The sequence below is a fragment of the Paenibacillus sp. FSL M8-0334 genome (assembly GCF_038000405.1).
GTDB classification, from domain to species: domain Bacteria; phylum Bacillota; class Bacilli; order Paenibacillales; family Paenibacillaceae; genus Paenibacillus_AQ; species Paenibacillus_AQ campinasensis.
The window spans coordinates 86479-105934 of the sequence record NZ_JBBOCH010000001.1; the positions used below are offsets into that span (position 1 = coordinate 86479).

Annotated in this window: 18 protein-coding genes; 7 read left to right on the forward strand and 11 right to left on the reverse strand. The window is 52.6% G+C overall.

Annotation, left to right across the window (positions count from 1 at the left end; translation table 11 throughout):
* Window positions 1-57 precede the first annotated feature (57 nt).
* Together MKX64_RS00440 and MKX64_RS00445 are read right to left on the reverse strand one after the other, a co-directional pair.
* A complete protein-coding gene (locus MKX64_RS00440; protein WP_095263369.1) occupies window positions 58-1026 on the reverse strand; it encodes a sugar phosphate isomerase/epimerase family protein in 969 nt (322 codons plus the stop codon).
* Window positions 1027-1236: 210 nt separating this feature from the next.
* Window positions 1237-2334 (reverse strand): Gfo/Idh/MocA family protein, encoded by a 1098-nt coding sequence (locus MKX64_RS00445; RefSeq protein WP_341035190.1) that lies wholly within the window; start codon window positions 2332-2334, stop codon window positions 1237-1239.
* A 139-nt stretch (window positions 2335-2473) separates the two neighbouring features.
* Between MKX64_RS00445 and MKX64_RS00450 the strand changes: the two genes are divergently transcribed.
* Complete coding sequence (locus MKX64_RS00450) at window positions 2474-3292, forward strand: helix-turn-helix transcriptional regulator (protein WP_095263367.1); 819 nt, start codon at window positions 2474-2476, stop codon at window positions 3290-3292.
* A gap of 411 nt (window positions 3293-3703) precedes the next feature.
* On the opposite strand, the gene MKX64_RS00455 is transcribed toward MKX64_RS00450, so the two are convergent.
* Both MKX64_RS00455 and MKX64_RS00460 read right to left on the reverse strand, forming a co-directional pair.
* Entirely contained in the window at window positions 3704-4027 is a 324-nt protein-coding gene (locus MKX64_RS00455; protein ID WP_341035191.1) for a hypothetical protein, read from the reverse strand.
* Window positions 4028-4184: 157 nt separating this feature from the next.
* Window positions 4185-4886: a TerC family protein gene (locus MKX64_RS00460; protein WP_095263365.1), complete on the reverse strand. Its 702-nt coding sequence runs from the start codon at window positions 4884-4886 to the stop codon at window positions 4185-4187.
* A gap of 430 nt (window positions 4887-5316) precedes the next feature.
* Here MKX64_RS00460 and MKX64_RS00465 point away from each other — a divergent pair, with 430 nt between their 5' ends.
* The 4 genes from MKX64_RS00465 (at window position 5317) to MKX64_RS00480 (ending at window position 8964) form a co-directional block, all read left to right on the forward strand.
* On the forward strand, window positions 5317-5922 hold the full coding sequence (locus tag MKX64_RS00465) for a TVP38/TMEM64 family protein (RefSeq protein ID WP_341035192.1): 606 nt from the start codon (window positions 5317-5319) through the stop codon (window positions 5920-5922).
* A gap of 93 nt (window positions 5923-6015) precedes the next feature.
* Window positions 6016-6975, forward strand: coding sequence for a peptide-methionine (S)-S-oxide reductase MsrA (gene msrA / locus MKX64_RS00470; protein WP_155617356.1), 960 nt, complete (start codon window positions 6016-6018; stop codon window positions 6973-6975).
* Between the two features lie 172 nt (window positions 6976-7147).
* A protein-coding gene (locus MKX64_RS00475; protein WP_095268202.1) for an IS1182 family transposase occupies window positions 7148-8508 on the forward strand; the annotation gives its coding sequence in 2 pieces (ribosomal slippage) (window positions 7148-7715 and window positions 7715-8508; 1362 coding nt in all).
* Between the two features lie 273 nt (window positions 8509-8781).
* The gene (locus MKX64_RS00480) at window positions 8782-8964 is read left to right on the forward strand and encodes a hypothetical protein (RefSeq protein ID WP_095263363.1); all 183 of its coding nucleotides are present in this window, start codon (window positions 8782-8784) and stop codon (window positions 8962-8964) included.
* A 176-nt stretch (window positions 8965-9140) separates the two neighbouring features.
* Here the strand turns inward: MKX64_RS00480 and MKX64_RS00485 are convergent, their stop codons facing one another.
* A complete protein-coding gene (locus MKX64_RS00485) occupies window positions 9141-9854 on the reverse strand; it encodes a YitT family protein (protein ID WP_341035194.1) in 714 nt (237 codons plus the stop codon).
* Between the two features lie 526 nt (window positions 9855-10380).
* Between MKX64_RS00485 and hmpA the strand changes: the two genes are divergently transcribed.
* Complete coding sequence (gene hmpA / locus MKX64_RS00490; protein ID WP_341035195.1) at window positions 10381-11586, forward strand: NO-inducible flavohemoprotein; 1206 nt, start codon at window positions 10381-10383, stop codon at window positions 11584-11586.
* An 86-nt stretch (window positions 11587-11672) separates the two neighbouring features.
* Here hmpA and MKX64_RS00495 read toward each other — a convergent pair whose 3' ends face one another.
* The gene (locus MKX64_RS00495) at window positions 11673-12188 is read right to left on the reverse strand and encodes a Crp/Fnr family transcriptional regulator (protein ID WP_095263360.1); all 516 of its coding nucleotides are present in this window, start codon (window positions 12186-12188) and stop codon (window positions 11673-11675) included.
* Between the two features lie 259 nt (window positions 12189-12447).
* Between MKX64_RS00495 and MKX64_RS00500 the strand changes: the two genes are divergently transcribed.
* Complete coding sequence (locus MKX64_RS00500; protein WP_095263359.1) at window positions 12448-12849, forward strand: hypothetical protein; 402 nt, start codon at window positions 12448-12450, stop codon at window positions 12847-12849.
* A gap of 51 nt (window positions 12850-12900) precedes the next feature.
* Here the strand turns inward: MKX64_RS00500 and MKX64_RS00505 are convergent, their stop codons facing one another.
* The 5 genes from MKX64_RS00505 to MKX64_RS00525 all read right to left on the reverse strand — a co-directional run bounded on the left by MKX64_RS00505 (window position 12901) and on the right by MKX64_RS00525 (window position 19446).
* Window positions 12901-14028, reverse strand: a complete 1128-nt coding sequence (locus tag MKX64_RS00505) for a GntR family transcriptional regulator (RefSeq protein ID WP_341035196.1) — start codon at window positions 14026-14028, stop codon at window positions 12901-12903.
* Window positions 14029-14187: 159 nt separating this feature from the next.
* Window positions 14188-15777 carry an extracellular solute-binding protein gene (locus tag MKX64_RS00510; RefSeq protein WP_095263424.1) on the reverse strand — a complete coding sequence of 530 codons (1590 nt, stop codon included), beginning with the start codon at window positions 15775-15777 and terminating at the stop codon, window positions 14188-14190.
* A 77-nt stretch (window positions 15778-15854) separates the two neighbouring features.
* Entirely contained in the window at window positions 15855-16751 is an 897-nt protein-coding gene (locus MKX64_RS00515; RefSeq protein WP_341035197.1) for a carbohydrate ABC transporter permease, read from the reverse strand.
* 34 nt (window positions 16752-16785) lie between these two features.
* The gene (locus tag MKX64_RS00520) at window positions 16786-17754 is read right to left on the reverse strand and encodes an ABC transporter permease (RefSeq protein WP_095263357.1); all 969 of its coding nucleotides are present in this window, start codon (window positions 17752-17754) and stop codon (window positions 16786-16788) included.
* A 585-nt stretch (window positions 17755-18339) separates the two neighbouring features.
* Window positions 18340-19446, reverse strand: a complete 1107-nt coding sequence (locus MKX64_RS00525) for a glycosyl hydrolase family 18 protein (protein WP_095398027.1) — start codon at window positions 19444-19446, stop codon at window positions 18340-18342.
* Between the last annotated feature and the right edge of the window lie 10 nt (window positions 19447-19456).

The window sequence follows — 19456 nt, forward strand, 5'->3', positions numbered from 1 at the left end:
TAGCTGTTCCCCCTAGAAATGCATTTAGTCGTTAGCTTGCACAGCGGATCAAATAACTTATACCCACCACATTTCTCCGAGCGGCTCTTCGATAAGCACTTGTTTCAGGTTATCCACCGCTTTGGAGAAGCCTTCTTCTACAGACATCAAGCCATCCTCGTGCTCGATGCTGACCACATAATCATACCCGACGAGACGCAGAGCGCTCATCATATCTGCCCATTCCTTCACATCATGACCGAATCCGACGCTGCGGAACTGCCAAGCGCGATCCAGCATATTCGTGTAGGACTGCATATCCGTCAAACCGTGCTTGTTAACATTGATTGGATCAATGCTGGTGTCCTTCGCATGGAAGTGATGAATCGCTCCGGCACGGCCCAAAATTTGAATCGCTTGTACCGGATCAATGCCCTGCCACCACATATGGCTCGGATCAAGGTTCGCCCCGATCACTTCGCCGGCAGCCTCACGCAGGCGCAGCAGCGTGCCTGGAGTATGAACGGAGAAGCCGCCATGCAGCTCAAGACCGATCTTCACATTGCGGTCAGCAGCGAATTTACCCCACTCGGTCCAGTAAGGAATCACTTTGTTTTCCCATTGCCAGTCCAGGATTTCCTGGTAATCGTTCGGCCAAGGAGCTACAGGCCAGTTCGGATATTTGGCATCCTCATGGTCACCTGGGCAGCCGGAGAACGTGTTAACGACAGGCACTTCCAGTTTCTCAGCAAGCTCAACTGTTTTTACGAAGGCATCGTGAAAATCTTTTGCGATCGCTTTTTGCGGGTGAAGCGGGTTGCCGTGGCAGCTCAGCGCACTGATGATCAGCCCGCGCGATTCCACCGCATTTTTGAAATTCTTCAATGCCGTTTCATTCTCAAGAAGCTCCGCCGGGTTGCAGTGCGCATTCCCCGGGTAACCTCCGGTTCCAATTTCAACCGCTTTCAGCCCTTTGGCTGCAACATAGTCAAGCGCATCTTCCAGCTTGCGCCCGCTGAACAGTACCATAAATACTCCAAGTTTCATTGTTGGATCTCCTCCTGTTTCCATGAATTGATTCGAATTGATTCGGGAACTTCCCTTGCTGTAATTACCACAATAAATCCGGGCAGTAACTTTCTTCGACAAGCACTCCCTGTGCTCCTGCTTCACGAGGAGATGTTATCAGGCAGTATCTTTTACTGAACAGCCGTGCATATACACCATCTTGTGTCATGCTTCCCTCTGCTTGGCGGATTAGCCCAAATCGGCCTGCTGCGGAGCCGGGAGCTTGCCGTAATGATAAGTGCTCTGCAGCACGATATGGCGGCCCTCCAGAGACGACTGCTGGAACGACTGCATAATCTCCAGCACATGGTACGCAAGGCGTCCGCTTGCGCGATGATCCTTGTTGCTGTGGATCGATTCAATCATGTCATTAATGCCGAGCCCGCGCTCATTCTGCCCGCACTCGAACACAGGATCCAGCGTTTGCCATTCATCGGATCCTTGCTTGCGCAGCTTAACCTCACCATTGAAGTAGTTCGGATCGCCGAGGCTGAGCGTGCCCTGCGTGCCGTAAATCTCAAGCCACGGCAGCGAAGACCCGCCGAAAATATCGAAGCTGGTAATCATCGTGGCAATCGCTCCGTTCTCGAAATCGAGCGTGCCTGCCAGATGCGTCGGGGTCTGCACCGTAATCGGCTTGCCCTGCAGCGGACCGGAGCCTATGCTGCGATCAGGAATCTGAATGCCTGCCGATGCGCTCACCCGGCTTGCAGGACCCAGCAGCTCGACCAAAGCCGACAGATAGTACGGCCCCATGTCCAGCATCGGCCCGCCGCCCGGCGCATAGAAAAATTCAGGATTGTGGTGCCAGGCCTCCGGCCCGGAACCCATCATGAATGCGGTCGCCGCAATCGGACGGCCAATCAGCCCGGATTCAATGGCTGCCTTGGCTGTCTGGACGCCGGAGCCGAGGAACGTATCCGGCGCACAGCCGACGCGCAGCCCTTTCAGGTCTGCCTTGTTCAGCACCTCTCGTCCTTCTTCAAGCGTGATCGCCAGAGGCTTTTCGCTGTATACGTGTTTCCCGGCCTCAAGCGCCGCTACATCGACACTTGCATGGCTGGCCGGAATCGTCAAATTAATAATCAGATCAATGTCAGGACGCGCCAGCATCTCTTCTACCGTGCATACGCCCGGTATGCCGTATTCCTTGGCCTTTGCTTCTGCGTAATCCATAACCAGATCGGCGCACGCGATCACTTCAACCCACGGGCTGTTCTTCAGGTTGGTGAAGTATATGCCGCTAATATTGCCGCAGCCGATAATGCCTGCTTTCATTTTTGTCATCGTTGTCACTCCTTGACCCATTGGATATGCCCGGTCTAGTAACCATGGTATTCTGAAACGCTTTCGTTTAAAATGAATAATATGATTGAAACATGAACTATCTGGTCATTATTTTCTTTTTTGAAGGAGACATTTCGTCATGGAACCATCTTTTACAAGCCAAGTCGTCGCAGCAGATTTTTCCTTTCACCGTAAGCCTTTTGAGATGACGCTCCCCGACGGTTTTGACTCCTACTTAATGCGGCTTCAAACCAACGGACGCTGCCGTGCGATCATCGACGGCGAACTTGTCCATATCGAGCCCGGCGATCTGCTTATATGCCGTCCCGGTCAGCCTTACGAGCTTAAGATTGACGATGAACTTAACGCCCATGGAGAACTGACGATTGAAAGCGGCGATTATCATATCTTTATCAAAGGCGATTGGGTTGATGCATGGTGGAACGCTTTAAAGCGCCCGGCCAAAATCCGGATGCCGCTGGAAGAACGCTACCTGAGCCATTTTCGCTCGCTCGTGCTGGAGCAGCGGCGCATCACCAACCCCTATCCCCAGATCGCCGACTATACGGTCCGGATTCTGTGTCTTGAGGTGGACCGGCTGCTGTCCGAGCAGCCATCCACAACGCCGAAGACCTATCTGGCATACCGCATGAAGAACTATATTGAAGAGAACGCCTCCTCGATGTTCAAGCTGGAGGATGTCGCCGGGCATGTCGGCATCAGCGTCTCCCGGGCAGTGCATCTGTTCAAAGAGGCGTTTGGCACCACCATCATGCAGTACACGATGGAAGTGCGGCTGAACATGGCCAAGGAACGGATCGTATTCAGCCCGCTCTCGCTTGAAGATGTGGCGGAGACGTCGGGCTTTGCCAACTATACTTATTTTCACCGGGTATTCCGGTCCCGATTCGGCGTATCGCCCAAACAATACCGCATGGCCAGCCGCACGCCTACCTGAGCAGCTGATGCTTAGAGTCTGACTTTAGCTGCACATTCTAACAGCGCCTGTGTCTGCCGCTGTGCGAATGCCGCTTCGGACGATAATCGCATAGGCGTAGGCAGCAGTTCCAAAGGCAACAGTGGAGTGAACCGCATCAGACTGTTATTACTAAACAAGCCCGGGCAAGGATCCACTCCTTCCTCCGGGCTTGTTAGGATTCACGCGATAGTTCAGATGACGCTTCACCAGCTTAACAGGTCAAAGACTAGCATCCTCTAACGCGCTCCCTTCACTTCCATATCTCCATATTCCTTACAAAGATCCTTTTAAAGAAGAATCCAGACATGCCTCAACAGCATGCTTTACCTCAGAATACAAGAGCGGCTCGCAAGCGACTGTTACCCACAGTCTTTGCAAGCCGTCCGCCTTCTATGTACCGCTCTTGCGGGCGGCAGCGATCTGTTCCATCGCCTCGGTAACCACCGCGGCCAGATCGTCATTCCCGTAGAGGGACAAAACGCCAAGAACGGTATGATCCGCAATATCCCCGGCTTCCTCCTTCGGCACAGTCAGCGCAAGCGCTCTGGCCAACGGTTCATTCACCGGCTGATCGGGATATGCCTTGCGGTAAAGCTCCGCAGGGCCCAGCCCCTGATTCACGCACCACTGGGCGAACACCAGGATCATCATATCCTCATCCTGCCTGTAGCTTTCCACAATCCGCTCTTCTAGGGATTTTGATTCTGAATCCATATGATCGGTCTCCTCCTCATGTATCCAAGGGCTTCACCCGCGTGCAGCTCCAAGCGCGCAGGGAAGGATGCGGATTGACCCAGCATCAACCGCATGTTGACCCTTTCCTCATGAGCACATTATAACGGTATCTTCGCCAGGAGACAAAACCCGCGGATTAATCCGCCATCTTCACTTGCACAGGCTTGCGTTTTTGCTTGTCATCATTCTTTTTCTTCGTCCACAAGCCTAGACCGATAATAAGGATAACGACAATAATTTCAAATCCATACTTCAACACGTTGTTTGCAAACCAGTGATGAATGAGCGGCTCTTCTACGATCATCTTGGAAGCGGTCCATGTCAGAACGGCTGCACCGATCGTAATGACTACCGGATAACGTGTGGTCAGCTTCAAAATAATTGTACTTCCCCATACCATAATCGGCACCGAGATGGCCAGACCGAGAATAACGAGCAGGAAGCTCTCGCCCGCTGCACCGGCAACCGCAAGCACATTATCCAGACCCATCATCGCATCCGCGATAATAATGGTCCGAATGGCTGCCCACATCTGGTTCCCTGCCGAAATTTCATGATCCTTCTCATCCACCATCAGCTTGTAGGCAATCCATAGCAATGCCAGACCGCCAACAAGTCGCAAGCCTGGAATCATCAGCAGATATACAACAAGCAGCGTCGCAACGACACGAACGGCAATGGCGCCGACCGTTCCCCAGATGATGACCTTCTTCTGGTCTTCCTTCGGAACGTTGCGTGCAGCCAGACCGATGACGATCGCGTTATCGCCTGCCAGCACCAGGTCAATGAGGATAATGGACAACAGCGCGGTCCAAAATTCTACTGACATGATATCCATGCTTCTTCACTCCTTCTTTCTTGATATCGATATGTTTTCCTGATACCGACGTCCACCATGCAAAAACGTTGTTTCCTTTTTCTAAGCAGTTCAACAACGTTTTATAAGCGCAAAAAAGACCTTTACCTCATCAATAAATAAATGCAGGCAAAGGTCTCGCTAAACAACTGGTTCGTTGCCAGTAAAGCCGGAGTTCGGTGAACTCGTAATGACGACTTTACTGCTGGAGCTACTCCCCTTTGGGAACTATTCGGCTGGACACATTATAGCACATGACCAACATGTTGTATATATAAGTTTTGACATGAGCACCACTTCTTTCTTGGGGCCAGGACTGCATATTTTCAACCCGTACGTAAACGGACGGCAGCGGCTCTTTTCTGGTATGATAGATATATTCGCCAGCTCAGCAAGAAAGGAAATTATGATCATGAAATGGCTCGTTCCTGCAGTCTATCTCTGTGTGCTCGTTATCGCCTTTATATACAGGCAAGACATCTTCATCTGGCTGGAGCAGTCCCCGGCATTTCCACTGATGATGCTGCTTGCAACGGTGTTCGCTCTGTTTCCCTTGATGCCGTACAAGGCGGTCATCGCCGTGCTCGGGTATACCTACGGGACGATGGGGGGAGCGGTTATCGCCTGGGTCGCCACCACCATCGCAGCCATCGTGGTTTATGCGGTAGCCCGAGTGGTGTACCGCGACTCCGGCCACAGGCTGATCGAGCGGTATCCGGCTCTGGCCTCGTTTACCAAGGCGGTGCAGACCTACCCATTTCGGGCAGTCATCATCGCGAGGCTGCTGCCGGTCATCCCGCAGACGGCCGTCAACATCTATGCCGGGGTGGCGCCTGTCCCTTTCTGGACTTATGTGATCGCTTCTGGCATTGGCAAAATCCCGTCCATTCTCATCTATGCCTACCTCGGTCACGGCCTGTCCTTGAACCCCGCGCTGTTCGGTACTGTGGCCGCCATCATCATATTGCTGTCCACACTGCTCATGATCGCCTATCAAAAGAAAGGCAGCCGAAGATGAAACTTTCCTCCTGCCTTTTTGGCTTCATGGAACCAAATGATTTATAATATAATGCACAGCGTTTAAATTCTAACCCTATTATGGAGGGATAATATGAATCACTCAACGAATGAACTGGCGACATTTGCCGGAGGCTGCTTCTGGTGTATGGTCTCTCCGTTCGATCAGCTGCCCGGCATCGTGAAGGTCGTATCCGGCTACACTGGCGGCCATACCGAGAATCCGACCTATGAAGAGGTATGCTCCGATACTACCGGCCACTACGAGGCTGTCCAGATCACCTACAATCCGGACATTTTTCCTTATGAGCGACTGCTGGAGCTGTTCTGGCAGCAGATCGACCCTACCGATGCAGGCGGCCAATTCTATGACCGGGGCGCCTCTTACCGCACCGCAATTTTCTATCATACCGATGAACAGCGCGAGCTGGCGGAGCAATCGAAGCAGGCGCTGGCACAAAGCGGACGTTTTGACAAGCCGATCGTGACCGAGATCCTGCCGGCCAGCACGTTCTACGAGGCAGAGGAATACCATCAGGACTACTACAAGAAAAATCCCGTTCACTACAAGCGGTATCGCAAAGGCTCCGGGCGCGAGGATTTTATCGAATCCCACTGGAGTGAGCCGATTGACAAGAACGAGCTGAAACGCCGTCTCTCCCGCCTTCAATATGAGGTAACCCAGAACAATGCTACCGAGCCTCCATTCCGGAACGAATACTGGGATCATGAAGGCGAAGGAATATACGTGGACATCGTCTCCGGCGAGCCGCTGTTCTGCTCGCTGGATAAATATGATGCCGGATGCGGATGGCCGAGCTTTACCCGTCCCATTCAGGATCATGTCATTAAAGAGCGGATCGACCTCAGCCACATGATGGTGCGTACCGAGGTTCGCAGCCGCCGCGCCGACTCCCATCTCGGTCATGTCTTTGACGACGGCCCGGGTCCGGACGGCTTGCGCTACTGCATTAACTCTGCCGCGCTGCGGTTTGTGCCGAAGGAGGACCTTGAGAAGGAAGGCTATGGACAATATTTAATGCTGTTTGAATAAAGGCGGAGCCATTCTACAACTGCCTGATATTCGGCTGAAGAAGGGGATAACTCCCCTTCTCAGGCTGTCGAGAAAGTCTCGACAGCTATTTTTTTGTGTATTTAGTTCAACACGACACCGCGTTAATATTGTATAATATTTAGTAAATAAACTGTTCGGAAGGGTGTTAAATATGTTGCGTTCTAACCGAGAAAAACAGCAGGCTTACGAGTTTGTTTCGATTGAAGAATTGGTTCCCCACGATCATCTGCTTCGTAAAGTGGACAAGTATATCGATTTCTCTTTCATCGACGAAAAGGTCCGTCCGCTTTACTGTGCTGATAATGGGCGACCAGCCATCGATCCTGTCGTGTTATTTAAGATGATTTTCCTCGGTTATTTTTACGGCATCCGTTCAGAACGTCAACTGGAACGCGAGATTCAGACAAATCTGGCATACCGTTGGTTTCTTGGTTTGGGATTGACAGACAAAGTTCCGGACCATACCACCATTAGCTGGAACCGACGGACTCGTTTCAAAGACACTACTATCTTTCAAGATATCTTCGATGAGATTGTGCTGCAGGCAATCGAGCATCGCATGGTCGGCGGACGAGTCCTGGTTTCGGATTCCACGCATGTGAAGGCCAATGCGAACAAACACCAGTACACCAAACAGCAGGTTCTACAAAACACACGAGATTACATGGACGAACTCAATGGCGCAGTAGAAGCCGACCGGAAGGCGCATGGAAAAAAGCTTTAAAACCCAGAGAGGATGTGGTCGAGAAGAAAGAAATCAAGGTGAGCAAAACCGACCCGGATAGCGGTTATATGATTCGCGATGGCAAACCGGAAGGATTCTTTTATTTAGATCACCGGACCGTTGATCTAAAATACAATCTGATTACCGATGTCCACGTCACGCCGGGAAACGTTCATGATTCTGTACCGTATTTGTCGCGTTTGGATCGCCAACGAGAGCGATTTGGTTTTGAAGTTGAAGCCGTTGCCCTGGATTCAGGTTATTTAACAACCCCCATCTGCAAAGGATTGCAGGAACGGGGGATCTTTGGCGTGATTGCTCACCGGAGATTTCATCCGACCCAAGGCTTGTTTCCGAAGTGGAAGTTTACCTATGATGCCGAGCGTAACCGTTATATTTGTCCGCTCCAGCATGAATTGTTGTATCGCACCACGAATCGAGAAGGATACCGGCAATATGCCTCCGACCCGAAGCACTGCAAGACTTGCCCGATGCTGGAGCAATGTACCCGTTCACGGAATCACCGCAAGGTCGTCACGCGCCATGTCTGGGAAGACAGCAAGGAATGGGTACGAAACAACCGGCTCAGTCGATCCGGTAAGTATTTATACCGAAAACGAAAAGAAACGATTGAGCGAAGCTTCGCGGATGCCAAAGAGCTCCATGGGTTTCGCTATTGCCGGTTGCGCGGGTTGCAAAACGTCAGGGAACAAGCTCTGATGACAGCAACCGTGCAGAATATGAAGAAGATGGCGATCCACTTGGATCGCCTGGAAAACAGGGGGTAATCCCCCCATTTCCCCTCTTGAAGTGACCACTTAAAAAGGGAGAAACCCTGTACTTTGAAAAAAGTGCAGGGTTTCTCGACAATCTGAGAAGGGGATAACTCCCCTTCTTTTTTTTGTTGTGTATGCCGCGCTCGCCTTCTAACTTGCTGTTGGATGCTTTCTTATCCTCGGTCGCCCGAAGTTTGGCTTAGGTCGGTTAAGCCCATGTTCTCACGGGTAATAGGTCTGTAACGAAGCAGCTGCTGAAATCGATGCTGAAATGGAGGGATATCCATGCCTTGGAGTGCGAATGATTATCCGCCGTCCATGAAATACTTGAAGCCGCGTGTCCGCAAAAAGGCGGTTGAGATCGCCAACGCGCTGCTCGAGGAAAACTACGAGGAAGGCAGAGCGATTGCCATCGCCACTGCCAAAGCCCAGGAATGGGACGAGAACCATCCGGAGGACGAGGAATAACCGGGATTCATCTTGATTATACCAAGACAAACGCGAGTACCCGCACGGGGGACCAGATGCGTAAGCGGCTGCTGACTTACGACCATGCGCAGCTTGAATAATCAAAAGCGGTCATTCGTGATAAGACTCACGAGTGACCGCTTATTGTTATTTCCGATTCGGTTATGATTCAAGGGTTACACCGACCTCCCGCTCACGGGATGGGCGCTGCCAGGCTTGGCGGCAACAGCAGCTCGCCGGGCCGTTGCACGTTTGAATATCGGCTTGAGCGGCTTCGGTTTCGCGACTTGCTTCTCCCGGCCATAAGCGACCGTCATCGAAATGACCTGCCCTGCAATCGTAACCGCCAGAATGGTGAACATGGTCTCCATCAGCGGCAGATACGCCAGCGACAGAAGCAGCACCGCGGCATCCATGATCAGAATGACCGTACCGACCTTAAGTCCGCTCCATTCGCTGATCAGTACGGAGATCGCATCATCCCCGCCCGTAGCACCGCCATAACGCAGAACGATTCCCGCTCCAAAGCCGGTAAGCACACCGGAGATTAGAGCCGCAACCAGCAGGTTATGGTGAAGATCGATCACCAGGGTCGAATAACGCTCCATCAACGCATAGAACAAAGAGAACATCGCCGCTGCCACGACCGTGTTAATGATGAACTTCTTTCCCTTCAAAAACAGGGCAACCAGCAGCACCGGAATATCCAGCAAAATCATGCCGAGCGCTGGCGGAATGTCCAGCACATACTTGCCCAGCAGTGCCAGGCCTACAAATCCGCCTTCGGATAAATGGTTCTGAAAATTAATATGATAGTAGGTAAAAGCCATTAATAACGTACCAAATAACATCGCTGACATTTCAATAATGAAGTCTTGTCTTTTCCTCATACAGGATCCCTCTTGTCGTAGTAGATTGGTCAGACAAAGGCCCATCTCTACGCACAGGCATCCTGGAGGAGCTCATCCTTCGGATAATCATCCTATCCTTCCTTTCGTAGAGACCGTCCTTGTCTTCAGACGTCCGACATCGCTCTACGGAGGAAGCTATGTGTATGACAGATCATAACGTTTCCAAATCGTCCTTTGGGGAATTGTCCTTCGGGGACACATGGTATCCTGATCCTTTCTTTATTTAGTTGTTTGCCAAGTTCCAATTGTATTATACCACAAAGTGAAGGCCGACTAAACAGGGGCTGGAGATATTTGGGCAATCAAGCAGTAAAATACACGCCGGCTCCCCCTCATGGCTCATGCTCCCTCTATGTATACGACCAGCATCGTTCACATATTCGAAAAATCCAGTGTGACGATAATCACAAATGGATGTTCGGGCCATCCCTATACTTGACACATACGAATGATTTACAATGCTTATTCACGAGAAACAGTATCTGGAAAAAAGGGAGGCCGTGTTATGCTGCACAAAGAAACGATTGCAATCATCAAATCCACCGTGCCGGTACTCGAAGTTCACGGGACCGAGATTACGTCTGTGTTCTACACAAGACTGTTCGACAATCATCCCGAGTTGCTGAACATATTCAACCATGCGAACCAGCGCCAAGGGCGTCAGCAAACTGCGCTGGCCAACGCCGTATATGCCGCCGCAGCGCATATTGACCGCCTGGAGGAGATTGTGCCTGTCGTCAAGCAGATCGGCGAGAAGCATCGCGCGCTCGGCATTTTGCCGGAGCATTATCCCATCGTGGGCACAACCCTGCTTGCGGCGATGAAGGAAGTGCTGGGAGATGCGGCGACACCTGAAATTTTGAATGCTTGGGCGGATGCCTACCAGGTGATTGCTGATGCGTTCATCAGCGTGGAGGCGGAAATGTACGAGAAGGCAGCCCGTGTGCCTGGCGGCTGGTCCGGCTTTCGGCGTTTTGTCATCGATCGGAAAGTGACGGAAAGCCCGTTGATCACCTCATTTTATCTCGTGCCGGAGGATGGCGGGGAAATCGCGAGCTACGAACCCGGACAGTATATTACACTGCGGGTGAAGCCAGAGGGAGACTCGTATTCTCATCTGCGGCATTACAGCTTGTCCACGGCTCCCGGAAAGCCTTACTACCGCATTACAGTCAAACGCGAGGACGGGGTGAATGGCGAAGGCGCCGGCGTCGTATCCACCTGGCTTCACCGCCAGGCTGAGGAAGGAACGGTCGTTGAAGTCAGCGCGCCAGCCGGCTCCTTCACCTTAAATTCCGATTCGGAGTTGCCCCTGGTTCTCATTAGCGGCGGGGTTGGATTGACCCCGCTGGTGAGCATGCTGGAAACGGCGCTCACCAAGCAGCCGTCCCGTCCAGTCGTATATATTCATGCCGCCAAATGTGGAAGCCAGCACGCGATGCGCGATCATATTGAGCAACTGACTGTCCAGCATCCGCAGCTCCGCTCTTACGTGATCTATGAATCTCCAGAGCAGGAAGACCAGTGCCATAAGACAGGCTACATTGACCTTGAGTTGTTGCAGGAAACAACCGATCCGGGCTCCGACTTCTACTTCTGCGGACCGGTGCCGTTCATGCGCGCCGTATACAGCCACCTGAAAGCGATGGGCGTGCCTGCGGATCGGGCGCATTACGAATTTTTTGGACCTGCCGGAACGATCGAGCAATAATCTGTTTTCCTTCAGAGGCTCCGCTCAGCGTACATAGCATCTGCGCGCTGGGATGGCAGCCTCTTTATGATTCAGCATAAGCCTGCCTAGCCCCGTTCGTTAAATTCCGGTGAACGCAGCAGCCGATTAACCGTTTCCCGCCGTACGCCGATCAGCTGTCCGATTTCCTCCTGGGTCAAATATTCGGTCAGATGCCTGCCGTCGGAGTGCTCGTCCAGCCAGCGCATTAGCAGTGTCAGCCGCTCCTGCGGCGTGCCCACGGTCAAGTGGTCCAGCCGGGTCTGCATAAAGCGCAGCTTCTCCTGAAGTAGACGCGCCACCTCCAGCGGTTTCTCCGGATCTTCCCGGAGCTCTCGGTACCAGGTCTCCGCCGGGATCACTTCCACTTCGCTCTGCATCAGCGCCGTAGCGGTTCCATGCGTTTCCTTCGGGCTGATGAGCGAATGATGAGGAACCGTTTCACCCGGATATAAAATGTTGAAAAGAACCATATTGCCATTCTCGTGCAGACGCGTGACCTTGAACAGACCGCTTTCGATACGATATAAATACTTCCCGCTATCCCCTTGCCGAAACAAAATTTCTCCCTTGTTCAGTCTCATTCCCGATCACACTCCTTTGTCGCGTAGGTTTATGCTAAAGACAACGAAATTCTCCATAACGATATGGAGCCATGAATCACACAATGCGATTACCGTAACTATAACAGATGAATGCGCTCAACATCCCTGGAAGAACCAGAATTTGTGGATTGTTTTTCAATGGATGAAGTTCTAAGATGAAAGAAAAGGAACGTATGTTCCTGTATATGTATAAGGTATCACGCTGCATCTACATCACTTGAATCAAGGATGTGCCGCTATGACAAGACTATCCAAGACGCCTCCCCCTCCATCGGAGGAAGACGCCGCCCTGGTTCGAGACTATGTCACTTACTCGGTGCTGCTCGCTTGTGCGAACCGGGATCTCCGGACGCTGCGCACCCTCGATCTGAAGCTGTCCAGCCTGTATATCCACAGCCTGGATGAAGTGAAGAAGGACATAACGGAACACAGACGCCGCATCCAGCTGCAGCTTCGCCGGCACGGCATTCGGCTGTATCGTGAAGAGCGGTGTGCCTATGGCATAGAAGCCCATTACTTGTGCCGAGGCTTCACGTGCAGCCTTGTCGCGGAATGGGCCGAGATGAAGCCGATCTGGATTCATCTTATGATGAATCACATCATGAACCAAGTGTCTCCCGGAACACAAACAGACTGCTGACAGCGGGGACATCCGCTATCAGCAGTCATTATGCAGCATGGCGCTCCATCGCTATTCGACCACGCTGCCCTCCGGGGCCAAGGCCGTGGTTCCTCGCTCCACCAGCTTGACCGGAACGAGCACGCGGCCTGGAGTCTGTCTTCCCTTCTCCAGCCACTCGACAATGATTTCGGCAGCCTGACGCCCGATTTCATAGAAATTTTGCTCAATCGTCGTGAGCGGGATAAGCACATGCTCGGTTACCGGATTATTGTCAAAGCCGATAATCGAGAACTCTTCCGGAATCCGGATGCCTCTGTCCAGGCATAAATTGAGCAGCGATGCGGCAATGAGATCATTTTCGGTATGGACCGCCGTCACGCCATCCGCGCTGTACGAGTCCAGCAGCTCCTTATAGAACCGCTCCCCTCCGACCTGCTCCCGATATCCCTTCATATTGAGCCGGATATAGCGGCTGTCAATCGGAAGGCCGTGGTCTTTCAGCGCCTGGCAGTAACCGAAATACCGGTCTCTGACGGAGGAGGTCGATTCAATCGTCACCGCGGTCAGGAAAGCGATCTTGCGATGGCCAAGCTCTATCAGCCGCGAAACCGCCTGGTAAGAGCCGTTAAAATTGTCGGATACGACAGCCCCGAGCGGCAAGCTTTCAAAATATTTATCTATCGTGACGATCGGATACTCGTCCAGACAGAGCCGATGCAATATATCGTAATTCGTCTGGTCATTCCGAGGATATAAAATGATGGCCGCGATGCCCTTTCGGGTCAGCATCTCCAGCAGATCGCGCTCCTTCTGCGAATCGTAATCACTTTGATGGATGCTCAAATAGTAGCCGTTAGCGTTCAGCCAGTCCGAGGCCCCGCGAATATACCCCATCGTCCCCCGGTCATCCTCTGACGGCAGGATCAGCGATATCATCTTCCCGGTTCCCTCAGCTCTGTTCTCCTGTCCCCGGTTTCTGGGCTTGACGAAGCTGCCGCTTCCCTTGATCCGGTAAATGTATCCGTCCCGCTCCAGTTCATCGAGCGCTCTGCGCGTCGTGATGCGGCTGACTCCGAATCTAGAGCTCAGCTCTGCCTCGGTCGGCAGCTGGGATTCAGGACGATACAGGCCCGATGAAATTTCCGACTTCAACTGATCCATGATCACGCTGTACAGCGGTTTATTGTCTTTAGTCAACTTCGTTCTCATCCCATCTACGGTTCTCTTTTTCAGTATCTCTCCCGGTATTAACACTTGCAAAATTCGGACGACGCTGCATCCTTGTTATAGTAAATTATAGCGTTTTCCGCATTGCCGTGTAAACTGAGGGGCAGCTTGCCTCCCTGCAATCATGGCTCACTTTACATTTATATACCGCTCATACTGCGCTCTCTTGATGTCCAAATATTTGCTTGCTCCCATCCTCTCCAAGGTGGAGACATAGGTGTCCCAATCCGTATCCAGGCTCGCTTTGCCGGTCACGAACTTCACGCGCATCTCTTCAATATACTTGTTGATGTCGGTGAGAATCGCGCTCGTTGTTCCCGCTTCCTCGTCGGTTGGCACAAAATCCGGCCACAGCTCCTTCGGCGCCAGCTCGTCCAGCTCGGCAGGATCGGCCTTAATCTCATTTTCCACCGTCGTGCCTCTCGCAGCCATCCGCAAGTCATCGTCCGGCTCGACATACGGATAATAAGCGCCATATACATTGTCTACATATTGGAATGCTCCCAGCTGCACACCGCCCTTGTAGTTCAAAATTTCATCCTTGTATCTCGGCTTGCCGTCCACGATCTCATACGTTTCCCCTTCCAGGCCGAAGGTGCCGAAGTTAATCCCTTCTTCCCCGTAGAAGTAGTCAATCCATTTGATCGTTTCGACTGGATACTTGTTTTTATTGGTGATAATAAAACCGAAGATGCCTTTGGCCGGCGGCCCCAGCGTACTAGCCACCTTATCCCCGTTCGGACCTTCCAGGGCGTTGATGCCGACATAGTGCTCGGACGCTTCCTTGCCGATATACCCCGGTCCCTCCCATACGAAGGAGCCGATCAGGTTATTCGCGCCGTCGGTGGACCATTTGGCGTAATCATAGCCGGTCGTGAAGTTCTGCTGCGCCAGCGAACCGTCCTGATACAGCTCATGCATATACCGCAGAAGCTCCCTGTATTTCGGATCATTAAACGTCGTTTTCACCTGACCGTCCGTATCCTTATACAGATACTGGCCAAACGCCTTGGCACCTCCCTCGCCCATGCCGAAGCTGCCGGCCAGGAAGCTCTCCAGGAATGTCCAATACTGCGTTTCGAGAACCCAGCCGAGGCGGTTCGGATCCTTCTCCCGCACGGTCTTTAGCGCCTGACGGAATTCCTCCGTCGTTGCCGGCACCGGCAGCCCGGCCTCATCGAGCCAGCTCTTGTTGATATACAGGCGGACAGAGTTGAACGCCTTCGAGAAATCAACATAAGGCAGGGCATAGATATGCCCATCCGACATCGTGATGGCGCCTCTAATGTCCGGATTGTCATTCAGCAGCTTTTGCAGGTTGGGCGCATGCTCCTCGATCAGATCCTCAAGCGGGATGAACAGCCCCTGCTTGCCGTATTTCATCAGCTCGTCTGTGCCGAAGGCAATCCGGTAGAAGGCGTCGGGCAGATCATTCGAGCCGAGCATCACATTTTTTCGCTCCGTGACCGCTGAGCCGGCCAATTCTTCAAACTCGACATGGATGCCGGATATCTCCTCATACTTTTGCCACATCCACAGCTGGTCTGCAGGCGGATGGACGTCGGTGTATCCGCGCTTGACCATTTTCAGCGTAATCGTTCCCGGATCGTCCGTCTCTCCCGGCTCCGGCGTTGCCGTATTGTCCGAGCCGCTGCATGCCGCAAGCAGCAGAGCACACGATATTGTCCAGGCAAGCAAAGCAAACCATCTTGTTCTCATCATTCTCTTAACCCCTCTTTCGTTCATGATCATGAGGCAAGCGCAGCCTTGGCGCACCGGCGGTGATGAATCCGGCCTCAGCCTTTAATTGCACCCACTATAATGCCTTTCTCAAAAAAACGGGACAGCATCGGATACAGCAACAAGAGCGGCAACGCAGAGATGACCACAATCGCATATTTCAGACCTTCCTTCACCATCATCTGGTCCGCATACTCCGCGCCCACCGATATCCCGGCCATCTCCTTGAAATCGTTCTGGACCAGAATTTCCCGCAAAATAAGCTGAAGCGGAAATTTCTCTCGGTCCGTTAAATAAATCATCGCATCAAAATAGGAATTCCAGTGGCCTACACCGTAGAACAGAATCATGACGGCAATGATCGGCATCGACAGAGGCAGCACAATCCTGTACAGCATCTGAAAATCATTGCACCCGTCCACATACGCGCTCTCCTCCAGCTCATCCGGAATCCGGGTCTGGAAGTAGGTGCGCATAATAATCATGTTGTAGGCGCTGATCGCGCCGGGCAGAACAAGTGCCCACATTGTGTTCAGCAGGCCAAGCTGCTTGTTGACCAGGTAGAGCGGAATGAGGCCTCCGCCAAAAAACATCGTAAAAGCAAACAGCATCGTAAACAGCCTTTTCCCATAAAAGCGCTTTCTTGACAGCGGATAAGCGCCGAGCACCGTCATCCCAATATTGATCGCGGTCCCGGTCAGCGCATACAGGAGCGTATTCCCATAGCCCCGCCAGATTTCGCTGTTCTCGAACAGCTTGGCATAGCTGTCCAGATTGAAGCCCGCGGGATACAGCAGCAGCGGCTTGTCCCAAAGCTGACGCGGATCAGAGAACGAGGCAAACAACACAAACAGCAGCGGGTACAAAATAACAATTGTAATGAGGATCGCCAGCACGAGGAGGATCGCATCGGCCAGCTTCTCCCCCGGTGTGCGCTTGATGTTCAGCAGCACGGCTCACACTCCCTTCTTGAATGACCTTTGCCTTCTACCACAGGCTTGTTTCGCCCACTCGCCGGGCCACCGCGTTCACGATGATCAGAATGATAAAGTTAATGATGTTGTTGAACAGCCCGACGGCTGCAGAGAAGCTGTACTGCGTATTCAGCAAACCGCTTTTGTACATATAAGTGGAGATGACCTCCGAGGTTTCCAGATTCATGGCGTTCTGCATGAGCAGAATTTTCTCGAAGCCAACACTCATAATGCCGCCGGCACTCAGGATCGACAGAATGACAATCGTCGGTATGATGCCGGGAAGCGTAATGTGCCAGATGCGGCGGAGCTTGCTTGCCCCGTCCATATAGGCCGCTTCATACAGGTCTGGAGAAATGCCGGAGATCGCCGCGCTGTAGATGAGCGAGGACCAGCCAATGCCCTGCCATACGCCCGACCATACATACAGATGCCAGAAGTTTGAAGGCTCGGCCAGGAAATCTTTCGGCTGACCGCCGAGTGCAACGAGAATGGAGTTAAAGACACCGTTGGTTGGAGAGATGAAGAAAAACAGAATGCCGACCGCAACAACGACCGAGATGAAGTGAGGCGCATAGGAGATCGTTTGGGCGAAGGAGCGGAATTTGCGGCTGCGCAGCTCGTTGAACAGAAGCGCAAGCAGAATCGGTGCAGGTATGCCGACAAGCAGCCCGTACAAGCTGATCCCGAGTGTATTTTTTAAGATAGTCCAGAAGTAATAAGCATTGAACAGCCGCTCGAAATGATCGAAGCCGACCCATGGACTGTTCCAGATGCCTAACCCGGGCATAAAATCTTTAAAGGCGATCTGCACGCCGTACATCGGCCAGTAATGCCAGATCAGAAAATAGAGCACCGCCGGTGTAATAATGATGTACAGCCCGAGATTTCGTTTCAGCTGCTTCTTCGCATATGTCCATCTCCCCGGGCTTGTTGCCGGCTCCGCGGACGCCGAGTTTAACGGTTTTAGCGGGACGCTCATACAGAATTTGACCTCCTTTGTGCATGGAATCATGAAATCGACCGCCTGCCTTCAAGCAGGCCAATCTCCTGTGACCGGATGGTTTCTATGGGAAGAACAACGCATCCTTATCCACCATATGCGCGATCACCTCCGCCTCTTAATTTGTACTACCATTTTTTTGCGACTCTCATATTTGTTATAACACATTCTAGTGAGAACTCATTTTACCGTCAATATCCCTTGAAAAAACGTTACTTTAGTATCATTCTCCCGAAATTTGTTATGACAAATAACGACATGAACCTGGGCTGATATGGCTGGATAAACCGAATTTCGACAGAAATCCGATCTAGCTCCAGTACGCTATAGGCATAATTCACTACCTGAACAGCTCCATGCGACAGGCCTAATGGATAGCGGATGATATAACAAAACGCCCCGCTCACTCCTGCTCAGGCAGAAAGGATCGGGGCGTGTAGCACCACATATGTTATTGTCACAGCCTCAAGGCGGAGGACAACTCCACCCTTAAAACGGATGTCTTGTCCGGGATGCCTTGTCCAGGCTGGCGTGTAACCGAGCAATGGTGTCATTCGGTTAACGCTACATTCCTTCATCACCCGCTTCGTGCCATCCTGACGAGTCCTCGGCCAGTATCCGCAGCGTTTCCGGGTCCAGTTCACCCAGCCGCCACAACACGATATCCGAAATGCCCGCAGCCTCCGCCTGCTTGATCCATCCCGCAAGCGTAATACCATCGGCATACCATACCGTGTGCTTCGCCCCCTGCTCATCGTTGTACTCAAAAAACAGCGCTCCGCTATCCGGATCCCGCTTCGGATCATCTGCGCTCAGCTCCGCCAGCTCTCCTGCCCGCTTCTCGGTGACGGCAACAACGCTGCCGTCTTCACTCCAGGCAAACCCGCCTGTAGCCAGCGCCAGTTCATGCTCCCCCGGAAGACCGTTCAGCTTGCCCGCCAGTTTCCGGATTAATTCATGATCCGCCTTCGGTCCGGGCCCGCTGTGACCGCCATACAAATTATAGGCCATCATGACATAGGACGGCCCTTCCGGCAACCGCATTGCATCCAGATCTGCGCCAGGCTCAAGCACCACCCGCAGGCTCAGTCCTTCCTTCCGCAGACGCTCGTACAATTCCTTATAAAATCGGGACAAGCGGCTCCAGTCTGTCGGCTGCACCTTTTCGTAATCGATCTCCACCCCGGAGAATCCGTACCTTACCGCTGTCGCAGCGATCTCCTCGATATGGCGGCTGCGCGACTCCTCCGAAGAGATTAGGCGGGATACGAGCCCGGGGTCCTTCTGTACGATCACACCGCCGTCCTGGAAGTAATCATTGACAATCGTCAGCAGCATGCCATGTATTCCCGCCTCCACGGCCGTCTCCCGCACGCGGGGCAGCCCCTCTGCAAATGCCGGCGTAAAATGGAGCGCATCCGACGCATCATAATAAGCCGCAAAAAAACGAACACTTTCCAGCTGGGAGCCTAGAAGCTGCAAATCCTCCGCACCTGCCTCCCACTGCCAGTCGGTGACCCAGGCGGACAGCGAAATCGAAGCTGCCGATGAGCCTACAGGCTCCCCGGCGTCTCCTCGCTGTTCTCCACCCCATATGACAAAGACCACGGCCAATATGCACACTGCCAGAGCAGCTGCGGCAACAGCCCATCGTATAGCCTGCTTGCTCATCGGACCATTC

Excerpts from the sequence above, each read along its gene's own strand:
- MKX64_RS00440 (WP_095263369.1), bottom strand. The coding sequence starts at position 1,026 with ATGAAACTTGGAGTATTTATGGTACTGTTCAGCGGGCGCAAGCTGGAA.
- MKX64_RS00445 (WP_341035190.1), bottom strand. The coding sequence starts at position 2,334 with ATGACAAAAATGAAAGCAGGCATTATCGGCTGCGGCAATATTAGCGGC.
- MKX64_RS00450 (WP_095263367.1), top strand. The coding sequence starts at position 2,474 with ATGGAACCATCTTTTACAAGCCAAGTCGTCGCAGCAGATTTTTCCTTT.
- MKX64_RS00455 (WP_341035191.1), bottom strand. The coding sequence starts at position 4,027 with ATGGATTCAGAATCAAAATCCCTAGAAGAGCGGATTGTGGAAAGCTAC.
- MKX64_RS00460 (WP_095263365.1), bottom strand. The coding sequence starts at position 4,886 with ATGGATATCATGTCAGTAGAATTTTGGACCGCGCTGTTGTCCATTATC.
- MKX64_RS00465 (WP_341035192.1), top strand. The coding sequence starts at position 5,317 with ATGAAATGGCTCGTTCCTGCAGTCTATCTCTGTGTGCTCGTTATCGCC.
- msrA (WP_155617356.1), top strand. The coding sequence starts at position 6,016 with ATGAATCACTCAACGAATGAACTGGCGACATTTGCCGGAGGCTGCTTC.
- MKX64_RS00480 (WP_095263363.1), top strand. The coding sequence starts at position 8,782 with ATGCCTTGGAGTGCGAATGATTATCCGCCGTCCATGAAATACTTGAAG.
- MKX64_RS00485 (WP_341035194.1), bottom strand. The coding sequence starts at position 9,854 with ATGAGGAAAAGACAAGACTTCATTATTGAAATGTCAGCGATGTTATTT.
- hmpA (WP_341035195.1), top strand. The coding sequence starts at position 10,381 with ATGCTGCACAAAGAAACGATTGCAATCATCAAATCCACCGTGCCGGTA.
- MKX64_RS00495 (WP_095263360.1), bottom strand. The coding sequence starts at position 12,188 with ATGAGACTGAACAAGGGAGAAATTTTGTTTCGGCAAGGGGATAGCGGG.
- MKX64_RS00500 (WP_095263359.1), top strand. The coding sequence starts at position 12,448 with ATGACAAGACTATCCAAGACGCCTCCCCCTCCATCGGAGGAAGACGCC.
- MKX64_RS00510 (WP_095263424.1), bottom strand. The coding sequence starts at position 15,777 with ATGAGAACAAGATGGTTTGCTTTGCTTGCCTGGACAATATCGTGTGCT.
- MKX64_RS00520 (WP_095263357.1), bottom strand. The coding sequence starts at position 17,754 with ATGAGCGTCCCGCTAAAACCGTTAAACTCGGCGTCCGCGGAGCCGGCA.
- MKX64_RS00525 (WP_095398027.1), bottom strand. The coding sequence starts at position 19,446 with ATGAGCAAGCAGGCTATACGATGGGCTGTTGCCGCAGCTGCTCTGGCA.